General features: G+C 59.7%; 26 protein-coding genes. 7 read left to right on the forward strand and 19 right to left on the reverse strand.

Annotated elements, in window-relative coordinates:
* The first annotated feature begins 82 nt into the window (after positions 1 to 82).
* The gene (locus tag ASC80_RS09380) at positions 83 to 880 is read left to right on the forward strand and encodes an enoyl-CoA hydratase-related protein (protein ID WP_056295960.1); all 798 of its coding nucleotides are present in this window, start codon (positions 83 to 85) and stop codon (positions 878 to 880) included.
* A 27-nt stretch (positions 881 to 907) separates the two neighbouring features.
* On the opposite strand, the gene ASC80_RS09385 is transcribed toward ASC80_RS09380, so the two are convergent.
* From ASC80_RS09385 to ASC80_RS09425, 9 genes are all read right to left on the reverse strand, one after another.
* The gene (locus ASC80_RS09385; protein ID WP_056295962.1) at positions 908 to 1,687 is read right to left on the reverse strand and encodes an enoyl-CoA hydratase/isomerase family protein; all 780 of its coding nucleotides are present in this window, start codon (positions 1,685 to 1,687) and stop codon (positions 908 to 910) included.
* Positions 1,688 to 1,710: 23 nt separating this feature from the next.
* The gene (locus tag ASC80_RS09390) at positions 1,711 to 2,871 is read right to left on the reverse strand and encodes an acyl-CoA dehydrogenase family protein (protein WP_056295969.1); all 1,161 of its coding nucleotides are present in this window, start codon (positions 2,869 to 2,871) and stop codon (positions 1,711 to 1,713) included.
* 20 nt (positions 2,872 to 2,891) lie between these two features.
* On the reverse strand, positions 2,892 to 3,953 hold the full coding sequence (locus tag ASC80_RS09395; protein ID WP_056295973.1) for an acyl-CoA dehydrogenase family protein: 1,062 nt from the start codon (positions 3,951 to 3,953) through the stop codon (positions 2,892 to 2,894).
* A gap of 28 nt (positions 3,954 to 3,981) precedes the next feature.
* Entirely contained in the window at positions 3,982 to 5,199 is a 1,218-nt protein-coding gene (locus ASC80_RS09400; protein WP_056298620.1) for a CaiB/BaiF CoA transferase family protein, read from the reverse strand.
* A 369-nt stretch (positions 5,200 to 5,568) separates the two neighbouring features.
* Complete coding sequence (locus tag ASC80_RS09405) at positions 5,569 to 5,730, reverse strand: hypothetical protein (protein ID WP_244487234.1); 162 nt, start codon at positions 5,728 to 5,730, stop codon at positions 5,569 to 5,571.
* Positions 5,731 to 5,753: 23 nt separating this feature from the next.
* Positions 5,754 to 6,881: a PepSY-associated TM helix domain-containing protein gene (locus ASC80_RS09410; protein WP_056295978.1), complete on the reverse strand. Its 1,128-nt coding sequence runs from the start codon at positions 6,879 to 6,881 to the stop codon at positions 5,754 to 5,756.
* Between the two features lie 50 nt (positions 6,882 to 6,931).
* Positions 6,932 to 9,070, reverse strand: a complete 2,139-nt coding sequence (locus ASC80_RS09415; RefSeq protein ID WP_244487235.1) for a TonB-dependent siderophore receptor — start codon at positions 9,068 to 9,070, stop codon at positions 6,932 to 6,934.
* A 417-nt stretch (positions 9,071 to 9,487) separates the two neighbouring features.
* The gene (locus ASC80_RS09420) at positions 9,488 to 10,390 is read right to left on the reverse strand and encodes a helix-turn-helix transcriptional regulator (protein WP_056295983.1); all 903 of its coding nucleotides are present in this window, start codon (positions 10,388 to 10,390) and stop codon (positions 9,488 to 9,490) included.
* A gap of 115 nt (positions 10,391 to 10,505) precedes the next feature.
* Entirely contained in the window at positions 10,506 to 11,471 is a 966-nt protein-coding gene (locus ASC80_RS09425) for a 2-hydroxyacid dehydrogenase (RefSeq protein ID WP_056295985.1), read from the reverse strand.
* Between the two features lie 166 nt (positions 11,472 to 11,637).
* Here ASC80_RS09425 and ASC80_RS09430 point away from each other — a divergent pair, with 166 nt between their 5' ends.
* The 5 genes from ASC80_RS09430 to ASC80_RS09450 are packed head-to-tail and all read left to right on the forward strand — an operon-like array spanning position 11,638 to position 14,618.
* Complete coding sequence (locus ASC80_RS09430) at positions 11,638 to 12,423, forward strand: sterol desaturase family protein (RefSeq protein WP_056295988.1); 786 nt, start codon at positions 11,638 to 11,640, stop codon at positions 12,421 to 12,423.
* A gap of 60 nt (positions 12,424 to 12,483) precedes the next feature.
* Positions 12,484 to 12,882, forward strand: coding sequence for a hypothetical protein (locus tag ASC80_RS09435; RefSeq protein WP_156464336.1), 399 nt, complete (start codon positions 12,484 to 12,486; stop codon positions 12,880 to 12,882).
* Positions 12,883 to 12,924: 42 nt separating this feature from the next.
* On the forward strand, positions 12,925 to 13,122 hold the full coding sequence (locus ASC80_RS09440; protein ID WP_056295993.1) for a hypothetical protein: 198 nt from the start codon (positions 12,925 to 12,927) through the stop codon (positions 13,120 to 13,122).
* A 42-nt stretch (positions 13,123 to 13,164) separates the two neighbouring features.
* Entirely contained in the window at positions 13,165 to 13,467 is a 303-nt protein-coding gene (locus ASC80_RS09445) for a DUF6166 domain-containing protein (RefSeq protein WP_056295995.1), read from the forward strand.
* A 41-nt stretch (positions 13,468 to 13,508) separates the two neighbouring features.
* Positions 13,509 to 14,618 carry a Zn-dependent alcohol dehydrogenase gene (locus tag ASC80_RS09450; protein WP_056295998.1) on the forward strand — a complete coding sequence of 370 codons (1,110 nt, stop codon included), beginning with the start codon at positions 13,509 to 13,511 and terminating at the stop codon, positions 14,616 to 14,618.
* Positions 14,619 to 14,631: 13 nt separating this feature from the next.
* Here ASC80_RS09450 and ASC80_RS09455 read toward each other — a convergent pair whose 3' ends face one another.
* The 8 genes from ASC80_RS09455 to ASC80_RS09490 all read right to left on the reverse strand — a co-directional run bounded on the left by ASC80_RS09455 (position 14,632) and on the right by ASC80_RS09490 (position 22,015).
* Positions 14,632 to 15,351 (reverse strand): GntR family transcriptional regulator, encoded by a 720-nt coding sequence (locus ASC80_RS09455; protein WP_056296001.1) that lies wholly within the window; start codon positions 15,349 to 15,351, stop codon positions 14,632 to 14,634.
* Between the two features lie 155 nt (positions 15,352 to 15,506).
* Entirely contained in the window at positions 15,507 to 16,649 is a 1,143-nt protein-coding gene (locus ASC80_RS09460) for an acyl-CoA dehydrogenase family protein (RefSeq protein ID WP_056296003.1), read from the reverse strand.
* A 42-nt stretch (positions 16,650 to 16,691) separates the two neighbouring features.
* Entirely contained in the window at positions 16,692 to 17,447 is a 756-nt protein-coding gene (locus ASC80_RS09465; RefSeq protein ID WP_056296005.1) for an enoyl-CoA hydratase/isomerase family protein, read from the reverse strand.
* Between the two features lie 25 nt (positions 17,448 to 17,472).
* Positions 17,473 to 18,177, reverse strand: a complete 705-nt coding sequence (locus ASC80_RS09470) for an ABC transporter ATP-binding protein (RefSeq protein WP_056296009.1) — start codon at positions 18,175 to 18,177, stop codon at positions 17,473 to 17,475.
* Positions 18,170 to 18,940: an ABC transporter ATP-binding protein gene (locus ASC80_RS09475; RefSeq protein WP_056296013.1), complete on the reverse strand. Its 771-nt coding sequence runs from the start codon at positions 18,938 to 18,940 to the stop codon at positions 18,170 to 18,172. Before ASC80_RS09475 ends, ASC80_RS09470 begins: the two co-directional genes overlap by 8 nt.
* Positions 18,930 to 19,868, reverse strand: a complete 939-nt coding sequence (locus ASC80_RS09480) for a branched-chain amino acid ABC transporter permease (RefSeq protein ID WP_056296016.1) — start codon at positions 19,866 to 19,868, stop codon at positions 18,930 to 18,932. The genes ASC80_RS09475 and ASC80_RS09480 overlap by 11 nt, the downstream gene beginning before the upstream one ends.
* A complete protein-coding gene (locus ASC80_RS09485) occupies positions 19,865 to 20,725 on the reverse strand; it encodes a branched-chain amino acid ABC transporter permease (protein WP_056296019.1) in 861 nt (286 codons plus the stop codon). The genes ASC80_RS09480 and ASC80_RS09485 overlap by 4 nt, the downstream gene beginning before the upstream one ends.
* A 111-nt stretch (positions 20,726 to 20,836) precedes the next feature.
* Positions 20,837 to 22,015, reverse strand: a complete 1,179-nt coding sequence (locus ASC80_RS09490; protein ID WP_056296022.1) for an ABC transporter substrate-binding protein — start codon at positions 22,013 to 22,015, stop codon at positions 20,837 to 20,839.
* A 296-nt stretch (positions 22,016 to 22,311) separates the two neighbouring features.
* Between ASC80_RS09490 and ASC80_RS09495 the strand changes: the two genes are divergently transcribed.
* Positions 22,312 to 22,995 (forward strand): GntR family transcriptional regulator, encoded by a 684-nt coding sequence (locus ASC80_RS09495; RefSeq protein ID WP_056296025.1) that lies wholly within the window; start codon positions 22,312 to 22,314, stop codon positions 22,993 to 22,995.
* A gap of 55 nt (positions 22,996 to 23,050) precedes the next feature.
* Here the strand turns inward: ASC80_RS09495 and ASC80_RS09500 are convergent, their stop codons facing one another.
* Both ASC80_RS09500 and ASC80_RS09505 read right to left on the reverse strand, forming a co-directional pair.
* The gene (locus ASC80_RS09500; protein ID WP_056296028.1) at positions 23,051 to 24,640 is read right to left on the reverse strand and encodes an acyl CoA:acetate/3-ketoacid CoA transferase; all 1,590 of its coding nucleotides are present in this window, start codon (positions 24,638 to 24,640) and stop codon (positions 23,051 to 23,053) included.
* Positions 24,637 to 25,380, reverse strand: coding sequence for an enoyl-CoA hydratase/isomerase family protein (locus tag ASC80_RS09505; protein WP_056296031.1), 744 nt, complete (start codon positions 25,378 to 25,380; stop codon positions 24,637 to 24,639). The genes ASC80_RS09500 and ASC80_RS09505 overlap by 4 nt, the downstream gene beginning before the upstream one ends.
* Positions 25,381 to 25,386 lie beyond the last annotated feature (6 nt).

The raw sequence follows: 25,386 nt of genomic DNA on the forward strand, positions 1-25,386 counted from the left end.
GATGTGAAAGCAACTTCTCACTACTGGAATTTATTTCAGCAAAAGCCAGTGTTTGCTAGGTCGATCATCAATGGAGTACCGCATGGCTGAGCTGCAAGAAATCCTGATCGAGACATCCAACCGCGTTGCCACAATTACCCTCAACCGGCCGGACCGGATGAACGCCTGGACACCGTCCATGGAAGCCTTGTTCCGTCAGACGATCGAGAGCGCCGCAAAAGACGACAATATTCGCGCCATTGTTGTCACCGGCGCAGGGCGCGGCTTCTGCGTCGGCGCGGAGATGGGAAACCTGGCAGCTGGTTCCAGCGGCAAGGTCACATCGTCCACACGCGAACCGGCGACCGGCAATCTCGACCAGCGCTACAGCTACCTGCTCGCTGTGCCCAAACCGATCGTGGCAGCAATCAACGGCGCGGTTGCCGGTGTCGGCTTGTGCATTTCGCTGTATTGCGACCTGCGCTACATGGCGGCGGGCAGCAAACTCTCGACCGCTTTTGCCCGGCGTGGCCTTATTGCCGAACATGGCAGCGCCTGGATGCTGCCGCGCCTGATCGGACCGATGAATGCCGCCGACCTGCTGCTCTCGGCCCGAACAGTGCCGGCTGAGGAGGCGGATCGCATGGGTCTTGTCCGCGTTCTTCCGGCGGACGGATTCCTTGCCGCTGTCCAGGCCATCGCATCCGATCTTGCCAACCTGTCGTCGCCCCGTGCCATGGGCGTCATCAAGCAGCAACTGACACTGGCGCCGTTTCAGAATCTCGCCGAGGCAACGCGGCTGTCCGAGGACGAAATCGCCAAATGCCGCGGCACTGAAGACTACAAGGAAGGCGTCGCCCACTACGTGGAAAAGCGAAAACCCAACTTCACCGGCCGCTGACACGAGCGGCCGGCGCGGGCCAGGCTCTCAACGCCCAGCGAAATTCGGCACCCGCCGCTCTGCAGTTGCCTTCACGCCTTCCTTGAAGTCGGCGGTTTCGCGCAGCCAGCTTTGCTCATCGAGTTCATGGTCGGTTGCGGCCTTGACCCGATCCGCCAGCCCGGCCCGCATGGTCGCCCGCGTTGACACCAGTGCCAGCGGCGCATTCTCCGCTATCTCGGAAGCCAGCTTGAGAGCAGCCGCTCTCACCTGATCCTGCGAAACGAGAACGCTGGCAAGACCCATCTTGAAGGCATCTTCTCCGGTTACGCGACGGCTGGTGTAGAACATCAGTGCCGCGTTGGTCTGGCCAACAACCTCCGGCAATGTCACCGTCAGGCCGAACCCCGGATGAAAGCCAAGCCGCGTGAAGTTCGCGGCAAAACGCGCTTCCGGGCATGTGACGCGAAAATCCGCCGACATGGCAAGGCCGAAGCCACCGCCGATCGCGGCGCCATGGACAGCGGCGACGATCGGCTTCTTGTTCCGGAAAATCCGGACTGCTTCGACGTAGAGTTCGCCGGAATTCCTGCGCTTTGAATCCTTTGTTGCTTCCTGTGCGGACGTATTGAAATTTGCTCCCGCGCAGAATGCCTTGCCATCCGCGCAAAGAACGACGGCGCGGCAATTGTCGTCGGCGTCGATACGATCCAGCTCATCCGCAATGCGGCGGATAAGATCGAGATCGAAAAAATTCAGCGGCGGCCGCCGGATTTCGATGGTGGCGACGTGGCCCGCGGTCGAGACGTGAAGATCGGTACTGGTCATTTTTATGTTCCGGTAAGAGAGTATCAGCGCAGGCCGAGACCGCGGGCGATGATGCCGCGCAAAACCTCGGTCGTACCGCCCTGGATCGTCAGTTTCGGCGCAATCTTGAGATAGAACGCCAGCCTGTTTTCAAGCGTTTCGTGATTGGTCGAGTCCGGCGACAGGAACGCAGCGAGTTCACGAGAGCGATGCGGCAGCGCCTGTTCCCAGATCGTGCCGAGATCCTTGACGATCGCAGCCTCGACCACCGGCTCCTTGCCGGCCTCGAGCATTCCGGCAACAGACACCGACATGCGCCGCAACGTATGAAGTTGCGCAACCAGCCGGCCGATGCCTTCCGCTGCCCGAGTATCCGGATTCGAGCCGATGGCGCGCACCAGTTCGCTCAACGCACCGTAAGTTTCAAGAAATCGTTCAGGGCCGCTGCGCTCATACGCAAGCTCGCTGGTGGCCTGCTTCCAGGCGCCGTCGATCTCACCGATGACATGGTCATCAGGGATCAGCACGTTGTCGAAGACGACCTCGTTGAATTCCTTCTGGCCACTCATCTGCCCGATCAGATTGCACTTGATGCCCGGCGTCTTCATGTCGACGAGAAACGATGTCAGCCCGTGACGGCGGTTTTCCTTGGTCGGCGCCGACGTGCGGAACAGGCCGATCATGTAGTCCGACTGATGCGCGTTGCTGGTCCAGATCTTGGTGCCGTTGATCAGCCAGCCGCCATCGATCTTGGTCGCCTTCGTTTTCGCCGCGAACAGATCCGATCCCGAGCCCGGCTCACTCATTCCGATGCAAAATCCTACTTCGCCGCGAACCATACGCGGAAGGAGGTTCTGCTTGATGCTTTCGTTGGCATAGCGAATGAGCGTCGGCCCGCTCTGGCGGTCTGCGACGAAGAAGCGGCGTGTCGGCGCATTGGCGACGCGCATCTCTTCCGTGACAACATAACGCTCGAGAAAGCTTCGTTCCTGACCGCCGTACTTCTTCGGCCATGTCATACCGATCCAGCCGCGCTCGCCGACGCGCCGGCTGAAAGCATCGGCGCTTGCGGGATCGGCTTTTGGATTTTGCGGATTGAAAGTGCCTTTCGCCACTTCATCGGCGAGAAATGCCCGAACCTCGGTGCGCAATTCCTGACAGTGCGGCGGCAAGCGGATCGGATCGAAACGAAGGGCGACGGTCATGGCCTGCTCCTGATTTCTGATTAACGGGATGCGACCAGCGGCCACAATTCATCAGCGCCGCGTGATGCCACGAACTCCCCAAGCTTGACGCTCCAGTAGCTCTCGTTGCCGAAGTCATCGCGCCAGGCCAGCGCACGCAAGGTCAGCCGATGCAGGATATGTTCATCGGTGAAGCCGATCGCGCCATGAACCTGATGGGCAATCCCCGCTCCGCTTTCCGCGGCTTCGCTGCAGCGGATTTTTGCCGCTGCGATTTCCAGCATACCGACGTCATCGCTCAGGCTTCCAGCAGCCACAGTGTCGGCCGCGGAACATGCCGCGGCGACGGCCGCCGCCGTCTCACCACCCAACCGCGCCAGATTGTGCTGGACCGCCTGAAATTTGGATATCTGCTTTTCGAACGCAATCCGCTCGGTCGAATAACGCACCGAAATGGCCAGCATGGTTTCCAGTGCACCGGCGATCTGCTGGGCGCGCACCGCCGCTCCCATCAAAAGCAGAGAATTCGCAGCGAACCCGGCCGGTGCATTCTTGACCGACAGCGGTTTGACGCCGGCAAACTTCACCGTGTCGGTTGCCTCTCCTGCGAGGTTCTCGCCATGCAATATCTGGCACGATTTTGTATCGACGAGCGCGATCTTCGCCCCATCGGAGCCTTCAGCGATGACCGCCAGATGCGCCCCGTCGCGCGCAAACGGCACCTTTCGCGCAACGCCGTTAAGGAGGCCCGATTTGTCGATCGTAATGCGATCATGCGGATGCGCAGGCGCTACACTCATCGTTCCGGAAGGCGACGAAATTCCACTCCGTGCCAGCAACCATCCGGCCAGCATTGTCTCGGCCAGCGGCACGGAAAGTGCGGCGCGACCAGCCGCGCGCAACACACTAAACCCGTCATCCACTCCCGCGCCCGCGCCGCCTTGCGCCTCGGGAACCCACGTCAGCGTCAGTCCCGCACCTTCAACTGCCTGCCAGGCCGGAACCTTCCAGTCATCGTTCTTCGCGTTGATGATGGTCTGGGAGTCTGCGAGATCGGCGAAGATGCGCTCAGCCGTCTCGATAACGATATTCTCGCTTTCCACGGTTTTTCCTTTTTTGCGACTTACCGGTTTATACCTCCGGCTTTCCGATCACGCCCTCTGCCTCGAGCCGATCGATCTCCGCCTGATCGACGTTCAACATCTGTCCGAGAATTTCATGATTATGCTGACCCAGGCGTGGTGAGGGCATTCTCTCCACCGGATCGGCCCCGTGCAGCCGCAGCGGGCTATTCGGCACAACGATTCTGCCGAACTGCGGATGGTCGATCCATTCGAGCATCCCGCGCTCATGCATGTGCTTGTCGTTGGTCACTTCGATCAGATCGCGCACCGGCGCTGACGGCACCTTGTGCTTGCGAAACGTATCGAATGCTTGCGTCTTGGTGTGGCGCCGCGTCCATTCGGAGATCAGTTCATCGGTCTCTTCGATATTCTTGACGCGCGCCGGCCGGCTCGAAAAACGCTCGTCACCGATCAGATCCTTGCGTCCGATCGCCCCAAGAAGATTGTTCCAATGGCCTTCATTGATGCCGATAATCGCGATGTAGCCGTCCGATGCCGGGTAGACATTATATGGAGCAGCGGCGAGACCGCCGTGGCGGTTTCCGGTGCGCGGCGGCGCGATTCCCTTGTCGTAAACAAAGGCGAGGTTCGATGCCAGCGCGGGATAGACCGCTTCCTGCATCGCGACTTCGACCAGCCGGCCCTTACCGGTGAAAGTCCGCTCATAAAGCGCCGTCATGATGCCGGCATAGAGATGAACGCCGCTGAGAAAATCGACCACGGCAGGACCGGCCTTGACCGGCGGACCGTCCGGAAATCCCGTCACGCTCATCATGCCGGACGCGGCCTGAACCGTGATATCCATCGCGAGATTATCGCGGTCCGGACCGGACAAGCCGTAGCCGGAGCCCGATGCGTAGATCAGACGAGGATTGAGTTCGTTCAGAACAGGCCAGCCGACGCCAAGCTTGTCCATCACTCCGGGCGCATAATTCTCCAGCAGAACGTCCGCGTTAGCGGTCAGTTGCTTGAGGATTTCACGACCGCGGTCGCTTTTGAGATTGAGGGTGATAGCGCGTTTGTTCGCATTCAGCATGGCGAACGGAACTGCCGCACCCTTGCTGACATGAACACGCTGCCGGATCGGCTCGCCGCCAAGCGGCTCGACCTTGATAACGTTGGCGCCAGCTTTCGCCATCAGGAATGTAGCGTACGGGCCCTGATAGACTTGCCCCAGATCGATGACCGTTACGCCGTCCAGCGGAAGGTTTCGTCTTTCGGTCACGCGCCAGCTTCCTGTTTTGATCAGAATGTCGATTCGGCATGCAAGCCGGCGGCCGAAACCGCCCGGATGCTCAATCGCACAGGCGAACCTGACGCATGCCCTTGTCATTGGACCATGAAAGAGCAGTCATCAAAAATCCAGAGTTACCACGTGGATGGATGCATTTGCATATCCGTGAAAATCCCACCGCCGACGTTGCGGACAGGAACACGTGCTCGATTGCGCACGCCCACTTGAGACGCTCGCTTGATTTCGGCAACAACGAAAATTGAAACGAGACCAGACTTGCGGACTGGAGGTGAGCAGATCAGCACACCGCCGTCAGTACGCAGCAGAGCGCGCAGTCGCTTAACGTGTCGTTGCGATCTGTCAGCGCCTGGGGCGCAAGGTGAAAAAGGCGCACAGCGCGACAGGCACACCCAGCGTCAGCCACGACAGACCATCCCATACACCGTCGCCGACGAGGGCCGAGATCAATCCAACAACGCTAAGACCACCGATGACCGCCGGAGCGGCAAAAATCTGTCTCATCGTCTGGCGCCGAGAACGTGCCGTCATGATGTGAACACCGGTTGCTCCGCAGGGCCGGCTGACCCCGCGACTGCCCGCTCAATGCTGACACCGGACTTGCGGCGTCGTAGCCACAGATAAAGACCAGTGATAAGTATCACGATGGTGATGATATCGAGAACTGCCCAGATAATCTTGAGTGGCATTCCGCCATAGTCGCCGAAATGCAGCGGCTGCGACACCAGAAGCGTGGCGACGTACCATGGCAAAGGCCGGCTATCGGTCAGCTTCCCGGTTTCCGCATCAATCAAAGCCGGCTTGAGCAGCTTGGCCGTCAGTGGCATGTTGCCGCGCATGAAGACTGCGTAATGAGTCTTGCTACTGAAGATAGTTCCGGGAAATGCGACGAAAGCGGGCTTCATATCCGGCTCGGCCTGCCGGGCGGTGCGCACCGCGGCTTCGATGGATGTCGGGTTCGCCGACAGCGGCTTGTCCTTATACTGCGCGGTCATCTCGGCGAGCTGGCCAAATTGCCAGACCTTGATGACAAGATCCGCCCACGTATTGATCACGCCGGTGAAGCCGACCACCAGCATCCAGATCACCAGCAAAATGCCGGTCAAGTTATGGATATCGAGCCAGCGCACCACACGGCGCCGCTCGCGACGGTACGTGCCGAATTTCAGCTTCCGCATCGACGGCGCATAAATGAAGATTCCCGAAATGATCGCAACGCAGAACAGAATGCCCATGAATCCGAGAAACAGCTTGCCCGGCAATCCCGCAAACATATCGGTATGCAGCTTGAGCATGATGTAGGTGAAGCGCTTGGTGACATCCGGTGCGTCGAGATAGGCAGCCGTGTGCGCATCGATCCGCACGATCCGGTTGGTGGACGGATCGGCGTTGATGGTCTTGCCGATGCTCACCATCAGCGAGTTCGGATCATCGTCGTCCCAGATCAGAAAATGAGCGACCTGACCGGACTCATGCTTCAGCGTACTCGCAACCACGTCATCCAGGCTGGCGGGCGGCGTTCCCGGAGGAACGACCGCGGCCTCGACCTCCTCATGAAGAAGATGGTCGATCTCGTGATGAAAGATCAGCGGCAGACCGGTGATGCAAAGCATCAGCATGAAGACGGTGCAAATGATGCTGGACCATTTATGCACCCATCCCCATCGCCGCAGTGATGCAGTTCCCGACGCCAAACCGCCTCTCCTTACTTCCAGCTATACTTCAAGGTTCCCAACACCGTGCGCCCCGTACCCAGGCCGCAATAGGCCAGCCCCGTCAAACAAGAGGCCACATAATAGCGATCCGTCAGATTGGTGACGTTGACCTGCGCCTTCCAGCCCTTCAGATCGGCGCGCGCATAGGCAAGATCATAGCTGACGCTCGCATCGACCAGTGTGTAAGCCGGGATGACGAAGGTGTTGAACGCATCGCCGTAACTCTCACCGACGTAGCGGACTGCGGCACCGAGACCCAAGCCTGCGAGTGGCCCATCGTACCAGGTGTACTTCGCCCACAACGAGGCTTGATCTTCTGGAACGGCCTGCAGGTTGTTGCCGGCATAACCCGCGACGCTCTTGGTAACTTTTGGATCCATGTGCGTGTAACCAGCAGCAATCTCCAGCTCACGCGCGACGTTGCCCTTGGCCTCGAATTCGAAGCCGCGCACGCGCGCCTGATCGGTCTGTGTCATGATCAGACCCGTGAACGGGAGCGGAATGCTCGGATCGGCAACGACAACGTCGTTCTGAGTGATTTCAAACAGCGCGGCCGTGAACATCAGGTTGGTGCCAACCGGCATGTACTTGATGCCGACCTCCTTGCCTTCACCCGTCGTAGGCTTGAAAGGTTTCTGGTCAACGCCAGCGCCGGTATTCGGCACGAACGAGGTCGAGTAGTTCGCATAAGGCGATAGGCCGCTGTCAAACAGATAGTTCAGGCCTACGCGTCCGGTCTGCGCGGAATCGCTGCGCTGATATGTCCCCGGAAGAGGGTACCACGCTGGGGATTTACTAACGAGCCGGGTATTAACGAAATCCTGCCTGCCCGTCAGCGACAGTGTCCAGCGGTCGAGCTTGATCTGGTCCTGCACATAGAGGCCGACCTGATTGATGTTCGAGTCATTCAGAATGAACGACGACAAAGAATCAAAGGACGGGACCGGAGCGCCATAAACCGGATTGAAAGCATTGATCGGCAGAATGCCTGCGCTTCGGTAGTCCACGTGTCCGGTCTGATCGAGGTAATCAAGGCCGACAAGAACCTTGTGGGTCAGCGGACCGGTTCGAAAATCGGCCTGAAGCTGATTATCGATGGCGAGGTTCTGCGATTCTGCCTTCACGTAGTTATACGTACGCGCCACCAGAGAGTTGCTGGTCGAGGCAGGGGTCGGAGGAAAGGTCGTAGAAAACATGCCTTCGGAGCGGACGCTCTGAAGATCGTTAGTCACCTCCATGTAGCGGACGTTCTGCCGGAACTGGAGATTGTTGTCGAAACGATGCTCGAATGCATAGCCGATCGAGGCCTGCTCCAGCTTGTATCCGTCCAGATTTGGCTCGCCGATGTAGCGACTGTACGGAACACGTCCGTTCGGATTGGGGAGGAACGACACGTTTCCGGGCACATACTGCTGATAGCCCTTGTTGTCGATCTTCTGGTACTGAGACAGGATCGTGAAGCTGGTGTCGTTGGTCGGCCGCCAAGTGAAACTCGGCGCGATGAAAAGCTTGTTGTCCTGCATGAAGTCGGTTTGCGTGTCACTCTGCCGCCCAAGGCCGACAATGCGATAGAGGTACTCGCCGTTCTTGTCGATCGGACCGCCGATGTCGAATGCACCCTGGATACGATTGAACGAACCGAACACGCCCTCGACATCGTAGTGAGGCGTTGCCGTCGGACGTTTGCTGACCATGTTGATCAAACCGCCAGGCTCGGTCTGACCATAAAGACCGGAGGAAGGCCCCCTCAGAACCTCGAGCCGCTCAAGACCATAAGTCTCGATCTTCGGTATCGCGAACGTCGTGCTGTCGGCCGGCAGACGCAGACCGTCAAGATAGCTCACAGCGTTGAAGCCGCGGATCTTGAACCCATCAAAGAACGCATTGGCACCATAGCTCTGCAGCGACACGCCAGGTGTGTATTGCAGTGCCTCCTGAACGCTCTGCGCGCCCTGGGCTGCGATCTGGTCCTGGGTCACGACCGAGATTGACTGGGGCGTTTCGAGAATCGGGGTGTCGGCCTTGCTGGCGGTCGCACTCCGGCTCGCCGTGTAGCCGCGAACCGGGCCAAGCGCACTTTCGGTTTCCTGCGACGCGGGATTCGGCGCAACCTGTGGGGCCAGGCTCACACGGGCGGGCCGCGCGGCCGGACGGCGACGCGCCGTCACCCGGACTTCGGGAAGCGGAGCTGCCTGCTCTACCGATGGTATTGTTTGGGCGGCGGATGGCGCCGCCTGAGAACAGCCAACGAAAGCTGCCGCGCCAAGTGCCGCGTTCATCGCACCGCGCAAAGTCCAACTCGAAAGCCCCCGCCTCGTCATTATAGAATCCCCGTCGTCACACTCATGTGTTTGCGGAGAAAGCAGATTTGAGTCGGAGCCGCCTTTGCGATTGCGCAAAATATCTTTGATCTTGCGTTGAGGGCTTCGAAGCTGGAGCTAGAAACGCCTTAGTTGTGGCGAGTTGACGCAAGCCTGCGGCTGCTCGCTCGCCATCGGCTTTAAATCTGGATCGACTCTAAATTTTGCGGTGGCCTAACCGCGACATCAGCTCGGCGCGATGCCAAAACGCTTACGGAACGCGGTCGCAAAATTGGCCGGGCTGGAATAGCCGACATGATACGCCGCTTCCGCCACCGACATTTGCTGATGAACCAGCGCCTCACGGGCCAAGTCGAGCCGGCTTGCCCGAAGATAGTCGATCGCGGTCATACCATAGGCGGCGCGGAATCGCATATTGAACGATCTGCGGCTTGATCCCGCTCGCCGCGCCAGTTCGGCAATGCTCCAGGGATACCGCAGATCGGAGTCGATCACATCCTTCACGGTCTGCAAAAGCGCCCGCCTTTGATCGACCGGAGTATCGATGCTAACATGACGCTGCAACGCGAAGATCGATCGCGCGAGAATTTCCGTCGCCTGCGCGCAAAGTAGCAGGTGACCTTCCCGGCCCTCGATGGATGGCGACAACATCTCGCCTGCAATTGCCTGAATGCGTGGCGGTGCCCGTAGCGCAGCGAAGATCGTCGAGCGACCGGAAACGTCGAACAGATCATTGAAGGCCGTGCCCAACCCCAGCCGGTCGATCGACGCGCGAGGAAAGGCAAGGCCAGCCGCCCGTATGTACGTTCCGCGTTTGGCATCTCCGCCGCACGGTGTCGGCTCGCGGATCGCCATGATCACCATCTGGTTCTCGGAATAGCGGAGCTTGACCGATCCGTCGCACGGTCCGCCCTCGCCTCCTCCCGCGAGCACAACCGACAGGAAAAGGCCCGGCTTCATGACGCCGGTACTCCTGAGATCGCTTGGCATGTGGAAGTCATTGCGCTGGAAGACGCAACCCGGCGTTTCGAGCCACTGCGCACAACGAGACAGCGTGTCCTCGATCGGGCGATCCTGGCTGTCGACAATCTGGTAGTTCTCGAAGATTCGCTCGTAGATATGAGGCATCGCACTCTGGTTGCTGTTCGCCGCAAAGCTAGGCGATCAACCTTCGTTCTCACAAGATCATGCGATGCAATCTAGAGACGTTCGAGACTGGAACGAATCTAGATTTCCGCGCGCATCAATAGCCGCGCGCAAGATCGATGACGTTATCCAGCGCCTCTCCAGCCTCGAACCGCGCGATCTGGCGCGCGACATATCTGGATATTTCCTCCGGATCGGTATCCGCCGCATTGTGGGGCGTTATGATCACTCCGGGATGGTGCCACAGCGGGCTGTCCGCAGGCAGCGGTTCGGTTTCAAATACATCGAGCGTGACGGTGCCGAGCGTCCCGTCGTTCAGGCACGCGAGAATATCGGCTTCGACCTGAAGGCCGCCGCGCCCGGCATTGATCAACACCGGCGCGCCGAGCGGGCTGCTATGATCGAGCAACGCGAACACGCGCCGGTTCAGGACATGCCGCGTGTCCGGTGTGAGAGGAAGCAGACACACCAGAATGTTCGTTCGCTTGAGGAATGGCTCCAGACCATCCGGCCCATGAAAACTCTCGACGCCGTGGATGTCTTTCGGGCTCTTGCTCCAGCCCGCGACCTGAAACCCAAGCCGGCGCAACGCTGATGCCGCATCGAGGCCGAGCGTGCCAAGCCCGAGAATTCCGACCCGGATTGCGCCCGCCGCCCACTGAGCGCGCGGTTCCCATAAGCCCTGACGCTGGCAGTTCCACAAATAGAGCTGCTGCCGATGATGCATCAGCACGTGAAGGACGACATATTCAGTCATCCGCTTGGTCAGATCATCGACCGACACCCGGACGACAGGCACCTTTGGCAACGTGCGGTCGGCAAGTAGCGCATCCACCCCCGCGCCCAGATTGAAAATCGCGCGCAGATGCGGGAATGCCGCGAGGGCGCCGGCCGGCGGCTTCCATACCGCAGCATAGTGAACCTCGCCCGGATCGACTGCTTCGTCAGGCAACAATACGATCGGCCTGCCGGCGCAAACGTCTAGGAAACGCTCCTTCCACAAATGCGGCAGCCAGTTCTCGCCGCCCCCCTGCACCAGCAGAGCCAACGCGCCCTTTATCATTCCAGTCCGCCCCGCTCGCCCCGTTCGTTCCCGGCCCGCGCGAACGGAACCATCGCAGCCATTATATCCGTTTACGCCCGCTTCCAAGGCTTGCGTTCGAGCGCTCCGTCTATTAATATGTCACTAATATGTTAGATTGACGCAACGCATGAGACAGGAGGGCACCATGGAATTGTCCCAGACGCCAATGACCGAACGACAGCGTAAATATCGGGCGAACTACCGTGAGCGCGTGGCCGGCTGGTACAACGGCTGGCTTCATGTCGCGCTGATCTACACGATCGGATTCACGGCGCTGTATGTTTACACCGCGAACGTTCATGACGTGCGCTGGAGGGAGTGGCTGACCATTCCCGCGATTTTCATGGTCGCCAATTTCTTCGAGTGGGCTGTCCATCGCTATGTGATGCATCGCCCGTCCAACGTACCGCTGCTTCGCGCCGTCTATAGCCGGCATACGCTGATGCACCACCAATTCTTCACCGAAGAAGAAATGCGGTTCGCCGATCATCACGATTGGCGCGTGACGTTCTTTCCGCCCTACGCCCTCGTCGTCTTTACATTCATGTCGATCCCGGCGGCGATCGTGGCGGGCTACCTGATCTCCGCCAATGTGGGATGGCTTCTCATCACCACCACGACCTCGATGTACCTGATCTATGAGTTCATGCACTTCTGCTGCCACGTCGACGAAAACTGGTTTGTCCGCAACATGCCGTTCGTCAACACGATCCGCAGACATCACACCGCGCACCACGACCAGTCGATCATGATGGAGCGCAACATGAACCTGACGTTCCCGGTCATGGACTATGTTTTCGGAACATCGGATCTTAATCGCGGACTGTTAGGCCACGTCTTCAATGGCTACAGCACCCGGTTTGTGAAAACGGACATGCGCCGCACCTCGCGCACGCCGCGGGTCACGCCCTCATCCGTCCCTGCCGAATAACCGTCACGGTCCGGTTGTCGCCTCCCCGGCAGCCGGACCTTTTTTCCACGGAGCCGCCTCATGAGCCAGATCGAGCCCAACGCCATAGCCCTCTGCTGGTTCGCCGTGCTTTGGAGCATTTGCTGCCTCAGCTTCCTTCAGCTTGCAGGCATGTACCCGCTAGGCAACCGGTCCGACGACGCTCCTGCCGCATCATCGACGTTCGTTCTCGGCAGCACGGTGTTGTGGCTGATCCTGCTTGTGGGAACATGTCTGTTCGCTGCCGCCGAATTGCGCTGGACCAGTTTCGTGATCGTCGCCGGAATCCTGTTTCTGTTTCTGCCGGAACTTTTCCAGGCCATCCCGTTGCGATGGCGAAATGGCGGAACCGGACTGGCAGCGACCGGGCTGATGCTCGCAGCAGCGCTCGGGCTTCTGGCGTCGGTTGCCTCGGCGCCACTCAAATCCATGCTTTCGTAATCAGACGTTTCCTTGACCGCACCGAATCCCTCGGAGACTGCAATGCCACACCACATCAAGTTCATGCTTTCGCTGGGCTGCCTCGCGACCGCCGCGGCCGGCTACTTTTTCATGGTACATCTGGGACAGACCGGGCCGAGCTATGCCGTCGCCTTTCTCGGCGTGTTCGCGACGGTGGCCATGTGGGTATTCCCGGAGGTCATGAAGAAAGACATCAAGACCAGCAAGCAACACTCCTGATCTTTTACATACCTTTCCGACCGAACGCCCTCGGAGACCAACATGACGCACTACATCGGTGATCGGACCATCGACGGAATTTCCGTTCAGGCCGATGACAAACCACTCTCGCCATACTACGACCAGCTTCGGCTCACCGAACACGGTTTCGAATGGAGTTATGAAGGTCGCGAGCCGGCACAATTGGCGTTCGCCCTGCTTTACGATCGCCTGCAGGATGCAGCCAGGGCCAAAGCCCTGCACAAGGCTTTCATGGAACGCGTCGTCGCCAACTTCGGCAACGAGTGGGAGCTGACATCGGGCGATATCGATGATGCGATCCAGGCGCTCAGCAAGCCATCGTAAATTGGCCGATCAGTTCGCGGCTTCGGAAAGCACCTGACCTCATGGCGTTGCCGTATCGCGCGGCCGTCCTCCACAAAAGCGGCACGCCCCTCTCTATCGAGCAAGTTTCATCGCCTGCGCCCTCGCCAGGCGACGTGGTCGTGCGGATGCGCGCAGCGAGCCTTTGCCACACCGACCTCGAAGTCATCGATGGATCATTGCGCTATCCACTGCCGATGATCCTCGGCCACGAGGCCTCGGGGATCGTCGAGGAGATCGGAAGCGCCGTCACCGATGTCCGCGTCGGCGATCATGTCGTGCTGTCGTGGAATCCACATTGCGGCCACTGCTTTCACTGCGATCGCGATCAACCGATCCTGTGCGAAACCTATCTCGGCGAAGGGCCGAAAGGCGTCCATTTCGATGGACAGTCGAAGGCGGCTCTTTCGCCCGGCCAGCCGCTGACCCATCTGATGTTTCTCGGCGCCTTCGCCGAATACTGCGTGCTGCCGGCACAACAGGCGATCGTCGTACCGAAGGACATTCCCTTCGATCGCTCATGCCTGATCGGGTGTGGCGTGATGACGGGCGTCGGTGCCGCACTCAACATTGCCGATATCCGCCACGGCGACACTGTCATGGTGATCGGCTGCGGTGCCGTCGGGCTAGCGGCAATTCAAGGCGCGGCGATGTCCGGTGCCGCCAACATCATCGCGGTCGATCTCGATGATAAAAAGCTGGCTCTCGCTGCACGGCTTGGAGCAACCCAGGGGGTGAACGCGGGCACACAGGATCCGGTGGACGCCGCCAAACAAGCGACCAAGGGGCGCGGCGCCGACGTCGTTCTCGAATCCGCCGGTCATCCGGTCGCTTTCCGGCAGACAACCGAAGCTGTACGCCCCGGTGGTCAGGTCATTTGGCTCGGCAAGATCGACGTCACCAAGGACGTCAGCTTTCGCTGGGGATCGCTGATGGGAGAAAAGCACCTTCGCCGGTCGAGCTACGGCGGTGCGCGACCGCGCCGTGATTTCCCACTGCTCGCGCAGGCCTATCTGGATGGCCGCCTCAAGCTCGATGAATTGATCACGAACCGCATCAAGCTGGACGACATCAATGACGGCTTCGACCTGCTGCGCCAGGGTAAAACGATCCGCACCGTGATCGAGTTCTAAAACGACGACGCCATCACAACGTCGAGCGCGCGAAGCTTTCGATGTACTCGATCAGACGATCGGACGCCGCGGCTGCCTTCTCCGGATCGCGACGCGCAATCGCCTCCGCGACTTCGGCATGCAGGCGAGCAGCCAGCGGCAGATCCGCCGTTTCCCGATAGTGCTGGTACCAGAAACGCCGCGACAGGCCGTGCATCAGGCCCATCGAGCGGCTCGCGAATTCGTTCCGTGCCGCGGACGAAATCAAGGTATTGAGCTGCTGATCGAACCGCATGAAGGCAAGGTCGTCAGCCTGCTCGGCCGCTTCCCGCATTCCCTCGGCGATGCTGAAGAACTTCTGCCGCTCATCTTCTGTTACCCGCTCGGCGGCGCCACGCGCCATCAGGCGCTCAAGCTCGCGCCGCACTTCGAGCAAGCGAAGCTGCACCCGCAGATTGATCTCGGAAACGAGGATGCCCCGGCGCGGCAGGATATTGACGAGGCCATCCCGCGACAGCCGTTGCAGCGCTTCGCGAATGGGTGTTCGGCCGATATTGAGGCGTTTGGAAAGAACCAGCTCGGACAAGACCGCGCCGGGCGGCAATTGCAGCGTGACGATCATTTCCTCGAGCTGGGCATAGGCCAGATCGGTCAGCGTCGCATCCCCTCCGCCTTCCAGCGTCGGGCGTCCTGGTTGTGCAGATGCCGGCTTTGCCTTGCTGGCGCTGCCCGTCGCTCGGCCCTTGTCCTTCATCGCTCGCAAGATCGATGACCGCTTTCCCGCGGCGCCCCAACTCCTGAGCGCAGCTCTCTGACCAGATAACCTGATCAAAGGTATCCCACACGCGGTGCGGACGGGCAAGCGAGCCGGTGCGCGTCCCCGTGGTATCTCCCTGAACTTCGGGGCTGTTACGCCGACAGTTCTCGGCCGATAATCAGCCGCTGGATCTCGCTGGTCCCCTCGAGAATGCGCAGCACCCTCGCCTCGCCAATAAGGCCGGAGACCTCGAACTCCTCGAACGCACCGTAGCCGCCATGCACCTGCAGTGCGATGTCCGCTGCCTCGCTCGCCATCTCGGTGGCGAACAGTTTCGCCATCGACGTTTCGAGCCGGAACGGACGCTCGGCATCGGCCAGGCACGCGGCGTTACGGATCATCAGTTCGGCGGCATGGATATTGGTCAACGTATCCGCCAGCGGGAAAGTGAGACCCTGATTCTGGAAGATCGGGATGCCACCGACTTTCCGACTTGCCCCGTAAATCTTTGCTAGATCGATCGCCTTGCGCGACAATCCAAGACCGGTCGCGCCGACAAGGATACGGCCGATGCTCAGCGTTGTCAGAATCTGCTTCAGGCCTTCGCCCCGGTTTCCAACCATGTTGGCTTTCGGCACACGGCAATTGTCGAGGAACAGTTCGACGGAATCGGCAATACGCCAACCGATCTTGCGGCCAGCCTTGCCTACCGTGAATCCCGGTGTCCCGACCGGTACCACAAACGTCGAGAGACCCTTCGCGCCGAGCTCGGGGTCGGTCACTGCAACGAATGTCGATACCCCGTGCAAGGCGGTGCCCGCATTGGTGGAGAATACCTTCGACCCGGACAGCACGAAAGAGTCGCCGTCCTCGACCGCGCGCATCTTGATGCTGGCGACATCCGATCCACCGCTCGGCTCGGTTACCCCGAACGATGCGATAAAATCGCCGCGGCAAAGCGGTTCGAGCCATTTCCTTTTGATATCGTCGGAGCCGTAACGGGCAATCACCGTCATCGGCGCACTGTTGCAGAGATAGATCGCGGCAAAGCCGGGCTCCGCGCGCGCCAGCGTCTCGGCGACAATCGCGGCACCCCGCGTGCCAAGCCCGCCACCGCCGAAATCAGGGTCGTAAGCCGTTCCCATGAAGCCGAGCGCGAGGAATTCCTTGACCAGATCGGTCGGGAATTCGTGCTTGTCAGCGAAAGGCTTGATCCGCGGCCGCAACGCCCCTTCCGTAAATTGCTCCAAGCCGTTTTTTAACAGAGTTTCGTCTTCGTTGAGGTCGAGAAGCATGAGGCCGCTCCTTGGGGGTCTGTGGTATCGGGTTTGCAGCGCTCAGCGCTGCCGGAATTTATCGAACGTCACCTGTGCCGCCTGCTCGCGGCAATTATCCAGGAACAGCCGGTTGGCTTCGAAATCCATCGCTTCGGCGTCATCCATCAGATAGTTCGAGAAGAAGCGCTTGGTCGCAGCGACAGCCGGGCGCGGCAGCTTCGCCAGCTTCTCGGCAATGCCGATCGAGGTGGTCAGCGCCTCGCCGTCATCACAACAATAATCGATCACACCGATGGCACGGGCATCTTCGGCACTGAGAGGCTCGAGGCAGAAACACAAGAGCCGCGCCTTGACCAGACCGACGCGCGCGACCAGCGACTTGATGCCCCACGGCGTTAGCCAGCCATGCGGCACTTCCGGCAGGCTCCAGCTCGAGCTGCGTCCGGCAACAACAACATCGCAAGACGTCGCAAGCGTGAATCCGCCGCCGATCGCGAACATCTCCACCGCTGCGACCACCGGTTTGCTCAGATAGCCGATCAGACGCCCGAGATCGCCGCATTCCTGCTCAAAGCGGCCCATTGCCTCGAGATCGAGCGCGCTGATGAACTTAAGGTCGCTGCCGGCGGAAAACCCCGGCGCGGCGCCGACGAGAACGATCGCCGAGACGTCCTCATCTCGATCGAGTTTCAGTAGCGTGGCTTTCACGCCATCGACAAGCGTCTGATCCATCGCATTGCGGCGCGCGGAGCGCAGCATGGTGACAACGGCGATGCTGTCCCGCTTCTCAAGTCTTACGACGTCTTGTTCACTCATGGATCTTCCGATACAGCGCGCGCTGTCAGGCGCCGAGATACATTTGCTTGACCTCGGCCGTCTCCGAGAGGTCTCGGGCATTACCCGACGTCACGATATTTCCGGATTGCAGGACATACGCGCGGTCGGCACAGCCAAGAGCCATCACCGCGTTCTGTTCAGCGAGCAAAATGGTCAGACCGTCGCTCGCAAGATTGCGGACGATCTGCCCTAACTCCTCGATAATAATCGGCGCGAGACCGAGAGTCGGCTCATCGAGGAGCATCAATCTCGGTCGCGACATCAGCCCACGGCCGATCGCAAGCATCTGCTGCTCCCCGCCGGACATCGAACCGGCTCGCTGAATACGGCGTTCGCGAAGCCGAGGGAACATCACAAATACCCGTTCCAGATCGTCATCGACATCGTCGCGATCGTCCCGATGATACGCGCCCATCAGAAGATTTTCGTGGACCGTCAGCCGTGGAAAAATCTGGCGGCCTTCCGGCACCAGAACCAGCCCGGCCTTGACACGATCGACGGTCGGGAGCGCTTCAATGCCGCGCCCGTCGAGTTTGATGCTGCCCGAATCCAATTTCTTCAGGCCAGCCAACGTTCGCAGGGTCGTCGATTTTCCGGCGGCATTCGAGCCGATAAGAGTGACGACTTCGCCTTTGTCTAGGCGGAAGGCCACGTTTCTAAGGACTTTCTGCTTGCCGTAGCTGACATTGAGGTTCGATACATCAAGCATGCTTCTTACCCAGATAGGCTGCGACAACGGCCTCGTTCGCGAGAACGTCTTCGGTTTTTCCAGTTGCGATGACGGCGCCATGGTGGAGCGCGATCGAGCGATCGGCGAGCCTGCCAAGAAAGCCAACCTTGTGATCGATAATGCACAGGGTGACGCCGTGCGATTTCAGGTCACGCAGAACCGCATCGAGGTTGGTGATCTCGTCATGCCCAAGGCCCGAGGCCGGTTCGTCGAGCAACAGCAACTCTGGATCGCAAACCATGCCCATCGCCACACCGAGCATCTTCTCTCCGCCGTAAGACAGTGCGCCGGCTTCATCGTTGCGCTGGTTTGCCAGCCGGCACAGTTCGAGCATCTGGTCGATCTTGCGCGTCAACGTGCGATCGAGCTCGGCGGGCATCCCACCGAACAGCGTCTGCAGGCGCTTTGCACCGAGCGCGCGCTTGACGTGCAGATGACAAGCAATCTGCATGTGTTGCGCGACCGTCAGCTCGGAAAAGAGCTGCGGGTTCTGGAATGTTTTCACCAGACCCTGCTGAGCCACCTCGAATGGCGTCAGCGCGTTGATATCGCTGCCCTTCCACAGGATAGCGCCCGCGGTCGGTTTCAGAATGCCGGCGATCAAGCTGAGAGTCGTCGTTTTGCCGGACCCGTTCGGCCCGAAAATTCCGATGATCTCCCCCCGTTCGATCCCGAAGGAGACGTTCGAGACGGCAGTCAGACCACCAAAGCGCTTGGTCAGGTTCTGGATATCAAGCAGCATTTTTTCTGCTCGTAAGTAGTCCGACAATACCTTTCGGCATTACCAGAATGACAAAGATGAGAATGGAGCCGTAGAGCGCGATTCGAAGTTCCGCGCTCAGTTCGATGACGTGCGGCAAGGCTGTAAGCACGAGTGCTCCGATCACCGGTCCAATCAGCGAATTCACGCCGCCCAGCAGCACCATGGCGATGATGTCGAGGCCCAGCGGAATGGAGAAATAATGCGGCTCGACGAAGCCGGAATAGAAACCGTAGAACGCCCCGACCAGTCCGGCCAATACGCTGCCGACCCCGAAGCTCAGGAGCTTGTACTTGAAAACGTCGATGCCGAGAGTTTCGCCGAGCTGATCGTTAAGACGGATCGCCGCCAGACACCGCCCGATCCACGACGCGAGGACGCGCTGACAGACGATGTAAACCACCACCAACAGCGCCAGAGTCAGATAGTACCAGGCGACACCGCTTGAAATCGCCATACTGCCTGACGGCGTCCAGATGCTGGGCTTGTCGACCACCGTAATGCCGAGAGACCCGTTGGTGACGCTGTTCCAGTTCAGCGTGATCAGGCGCAGCACCTCTGAGAATGCCATGGTGACGACGGCGAAATAGAATTCCTTAAGCTTGAAGCGGAAGCAGATCGTTCCGACGATCAGCGACAGAACTGCCACCACCGCGAGAGCCGGCACGATGGCCAGCCAGAAATTCCACTTAAAAGTCGTCACCAGAATGGTCACGACATAGGCGGATACGCCGAATGACGCCGCATGGAACATCGACAATTGGCCGGTGAAGCCGAAGATCAGGTTGAAGCTCACGGCCAGCGATGCTGCCATGAACCCGTAGATGGCGATGGCCAGAATCGAGTCACTGTGGATCGCCGCGGGTGCGGCAATGGCAAGCAACAGGCCCACTGCAATGGCGTACTTCATGACCGATCTCCGAACAGGCCGCTCGGGCGGACAAGAAGAATGGCGATCAGGAACACAAGACCGTAAGCATCCCGGAACGCCGATGGAAAGAAGACGGAGCCAATGTTCTCGCTGATGCCGAGAATGATGCCGCCGCCGAGCGCACCGATGACACTACCAACACCGGCAAGGATCGCGGCCTCGACGGCCTTCAGAATATAGGCGGAGCCGATCGTCGGCTCGATCGAATACATGCTGGCGTAAAGCCCGCCGCCAAGCCCGGCAAGCGCCGTGGAGTAAACAACGACGATGGTTTGCAATCGCCCGGTGCGAATGCCCATCAACGCCGCGGCTTCGGGATTCTGCGCGTAGGCGAATGCAGCGCGGCCGAGCCAGGTGCGCGTCAGCGCCAGATAAGTGCCGAAAATCACCACAAGGAACACCGCACAGACCGCGACCTTGATTTTCGGCAGGACGATGCCGGCAACATGGAGTGCACCCGGCAGCACATAGGTGAGGTCCTTCGGCGTTGTCGTGAACGCCGCAAGCACCAGCGCCTCGAACACCGAGATCATGCCGATCGAGACCAGCAGGCCGTTGACCAGATTACCGCGCGTGAACTGAAACAGCGCCAGATCAGAGATGTAGCCAACGATACTGACGACGATCACCGCACCGAGAACAGCCGCGGGGTATGGAAAACCGACCACGTCGTACAAATACCACGTCGCATATGCACCGAGCATCATGAAGGCGCCGAGGGCGAAGTTCACGATACCGGTCAGTCCGAATGTAAGCGTCACGCCGAGCGCGATGATGCCGTAGAGCGAGCCCACGATCACACCGTTCAGCATCTGCCCGATGACTAGCTGCGTCATTGAAATGATGTCCGTTGAAAAGACACACCTGGAGAGAACCCTTCCGATGTCGACGGAAAAGCGCTCCTGGGAGGCAAGCGCTCCGGCAGAGCCGGAGCGCCACGATCGGGTTTATTCCTTGGTCGGATCGTACTGGACGGTCTCGATCACTCCGCCCTTCTTCACGTGGATGACGTCAAATCCGAACACGGCTTCGCCGGTCTTGTCGTATTTGATCTTCCACAGCCCGTCGTAAGTCATGCTCATGAGCGCAGCGCGGATCTTGGCGACATCATCAACAGTGCCGGCCTTCTGCATGGCTTCCACCAGCATATAGACGTGATCGTAGCAGGACGATGAGCACAGCGGAGCCTGATCGTAGGGGAAATCCCGCTTGAAGATCTTCTTGTAGCTTTCGATGAAAGCCTTGACCTTCGGCTCGGTCTTCTCGGCGCTCTCGAAGTACTTCGGAACATAGGCGATGTAGTCCGCAATCGCGTCCTTGTTCTTGAGCGCGGGGCCGATCGAGCCGCGAACGAGGAAGAAGCGATTGCCAAAGCCGGACTCGGTGGACTGCCTCACGATGTCATACAGCACCGCGTCGGAGTAGCCGGGGAACAGAATGTCCGGCTTGCCAGCGGCAAGTTTCGCAAGCGCGGCGCTGAAATCCTTGGTGCCCGGTTCGAACAATTCAACCTGCAGTTCGATGCCGGCGGCCTTGAAGAGGCCGGTGTAGATGTCCACGGCGGTCTTGCCGAAGGCATCGTTCTGGAAAAGCATCGCCACCTTCTTGGTGTTCAGCTTCTTCAAATAGTCGACCATCAGCTTGCCGAAGCCGACAGGGCCCGCATCCCAGTTCCAGGTGCGCAGCAGATAGTCGTGATCCGGCTTGCCGAGCGCGTTGTGCGCGGACGTGGCACCGGCGAACAACAGAAACTTGCCGTTGTTCTGATTGGCAATCGGCTCGATCGCGTTGAACACGTTGGTTAGAAACGGCCCGAAGACGAAACGGACCTTGTCTTCCATCATCTTGCGGAACTGGACGGTCGCTTCCCGCGGCTCGCCGCGCGTATCCATCTGCAGCAATTCGATCTTGTAGGTCTTGTCGCCGACCTTGAATCCGCCCTTGGCGTTGATCTCTTCAACCGCGACCTTCGTCCCCTGCGCCGACATCCATCCGTATGTCGCGGTGGCGCCGGTCAATGCTTCGATCTGTCCAAGTTTGACGACGTTCTCAGCTTGCGCCCCCTGCCCCAACAGCAATCCAGAGGCGACTATCCCTGCAAGCAGGGTTCCCTTCGACCCGAGCATTTTCACGAACTCCTCCCTATAGTTTTTGTATTATTCGAGTGACGTACTAGTAATATCTTACAAAAGGTTCGTCAACCCGCTATTGAACGGGCAGCCCTTCGGATGGACGGGCGGCACGTGATGGGAGGGGGACGATTTCGACCTGTTATTGAAGCCAGCACGGCAATGGCGACTAAGATATAGTTGCGCATTGCCCACCCGGGCCGAATGCTTGAGTCCAAAGCGCAGCCGGGGATATTCGCAATCGTGACCAGATCACTTCGCTACTTACCACTTACAAAGGTTTCGCTTTTCACATGGCTAAAAAGGCTGAGATTGCCCTTCCCCCCGAGTCGCAGGCGGACACGGCACACCGACGACTCGAGGAGATGATCGTTACGTTGCAACTGCCGCCCGGCAGCCATTGGTCCGAAGAAGGTCTGGCTGAGAAGATCGGTATTGGCCGCACGCCGGTTCGCGAGGCGGTCAAGCGCCTGCAGGCGGATTACCTCGTCAGCATATTGCCGCGGCATGGGCTGATGATCACGGAGATCAAAACCCATGAACAATTGCTGGTGATCGAATTCCGGCGTGAGCTTGAGGCGTTCATTTCGACCCGCGCCGCTCGCCGCATCATGTCTGCGGACCGCGAGCGTCTGCTCGCCATGGCCGACGAAATCGAGGCCGCCGGCGAGCAAGGCAATCTGGAAAAATATCTTCGCGAAGTCTTCAAGGCGAACAATTTGATCGCGAAAGCAGCTGGAAACCCGTTTGCGGCACGATCGATCTCGCCGCTTCATGCGATGTCGCGGCGCTTCTACTACCGTTATGAGTCAGATTTGCAGAATCTCGGCGCGATGGGCCACCTTCACGCAGAACGCGCGCGGGCCGTTGCGCGGCAGGATGAGAAGAAAGCCCTCTCGAATGTCCTTGCCCTGATGGACCAGATCGAAGCCTATACCCGAAGGATATTCGAAGTCAGCGTAGGCTCGACCCCCTAAGCGGAGTCCGCAGGTTCAGGCGGCATTCCAGCCGGCTGCCGCCATCACCTGGCCTTCATCCAGCCTTGGCCTGTAGCGGCCGTTCGATAAAGAACTGCGCGTCCATCATTTTCAGATCGTCCGCCACCTTCCAGGGCGCAAACTCCATCTGATCGAGAACATCGCGGCGGACGTCAATTCCCGGCGCGACTTCTGTCAAAATCAATCCTTCCGGAGCCACCTCGAAAACCGCACGTTCGGTAATCACCTGCGCGGTCTGCCCGCGCTTCACGCCGCCGATCACCGAATACGTGATGTGCTCCACCTGCGTGGTGAACTTGCGCACCTTGCCTTCCTTCACAATCCGCAGCTTTCCGCCTTCAAAGCTCACTTCAAGCCCACCGGTGGTGAAGGTGCCAGTGAACACCAGCCGCGTCGCACTCTCCGCGATATCTATGAAGCCACCGGCACCGGGGTTAGCGACACCGAACTTGGAGACGTTGACCACTCCGCGCTGATCGAACTGTGCGAAAGCAAGTGCCGCGAAGCGGCACAATCCGCCATCGATCACGTCGAACTGGCTGACCCCGTCGAGAATGGCGTCAGGGTTCAGGTTGGCCGAGAACTGCCAGCCCGACATGACGATGCCGCCGTACGAACCATGTTCAGTGGTGAACCAGTAATCTTTCAGGCCATCGCCTTCGAAGATGCCCTGCTCCGCCATGACCAGAGGAACGTCGGCCGCGGCGCCGAAACCGAAGATCGAAAGCTCTCGCTTATGAACCTCCTTCGCAGCCCGAAGGGCCACGACCTTGTCGGCCGTCAGCGGAATCGGCGGAAGCTGAGACAACGGCTTTCGCTTCCCGCCAAAAAAAGCAGCATCGAATGCGACGTCGGTCGTCATCATCATGGCAGGATCGACCACCACTGCATCGACCAGCACACCCGGAATACGGACCTCTGACGCAGGCCGTGCGCCATACGGCACGGACCGACGCACCTGCGCAATCACACGGCCGCCGTGCGCTTTCGCCGCCAGCGCCAGCGCGATGTTGGAAGACACCAGCGCTTCGTTCTCGAATGACAGATTTCCGAATTCGTCGGACGATGAAGCGTAGATAAAGACGGTGTCCAGCTTCCACGACGGATAGAACAGATACGGCCGGCCTTCAAAATCGATCTTGCGGACGAGATCGTCGTGCGCCTTCTCGGTAAACCGGCCGCCGCCGTTTTCGGGATCAATGTAAGTGCCGAGCCCAATATGGGTCATATAACCGGGGCTGCGCCGCGCCACCTCGCGAAGCCAGTGCATGGTCGCTCCGATTGGCCACGAATAGGCTTCGATCTTGTTCTCACGGATCAGCCGCATCAGTTCCGGGCGCTTGCCGGTCACCGGATCCACCGGATTGATATAGGATCCGCCGACGATACGCTTCATCAGGCCTTCTTGCGCGACGTGATCCATGCCCTTGATGCCCTGGGCATCGCCGGTCCCGACCGGAAAGTAGAACGTCAGATTCTTCGGACTCTGGCTGTGACGAAACCGGTCGCCCAGCGCCTTGAGCAGGGCGTCCGGCGTGACCCACCCGATCACACCAACGCAACCGACTGTGGACCCGTCCTGTATTGAAGCGACCGCAGTCGCAGCATCGACGATCTTGCTCACGATTTCACCGTAAAACGTTCGAAGGTTTGGCGAGAACTCGGCGTCTCGCAGTTCAATGCAAATTCCCGGGTTGCGACTTCGTCGAGACGCTCCGCATCGGCCATCACGAAGGGCTCGAAGAAGCGCTTGGTGGACGCGATCGCTTCTCGCGGGACCGCAGCCAAACCGTTGGCGACATCCACTGCGTGGCCGAGCGCCGCGCCCGGCTCGGTCACGTCATCGACCAACCCGATCCGCGCTGCCTCGACCGCATCGATCGGCGCCGCTCCCCATGTCAGTCGGCGCGCGCGCACCGGACCAACACGCATCAGCAATGCGGTCAATCCCCAGGGCGGCAGCCAGCCGTTCGGCGCCTCGGGCAAATGCCAGCGCGCATTCGACGCGCTCACCACGATGTCGCAGGACGCCGCCAAAATGAACCCGCCGCCGAGCGCATAGCCTTCGACCGCTGCGATCACAGGCTTGGCGCGATAACCGATGGCCCGCGCGAAAGCCGCCGTGTCCGATTCATGCTTGCACATTTCGGCGATCGACAGGCCCGCAAGCTCCTTCAGATCGCTGCCCGCGCAGAAGGCTGGCGGCGCGCCTGTCAGCACCACGGCACTGATGGCATCGTTGCGCTCGGCGTCCGCCAATGCTGCGCCGAGATCGTGCATCAACTGAGACCCCAGCGCGTTGCGGCGCTCGGGGCGGTTGATGGTGACGACAGCGACCGCGCCCTTGATGTCAGACTGGATCATTGACGA

The organism is Afipia sp. Root123D2 (genome assembly GCF_001425835.1).
In the GTDB taxonomy this organism is placed as follows: Bacteria; Pseudomonadota; Alphaproteobacteria; order Rhizobiales; family Xanthobacteraceae; genus Afipia.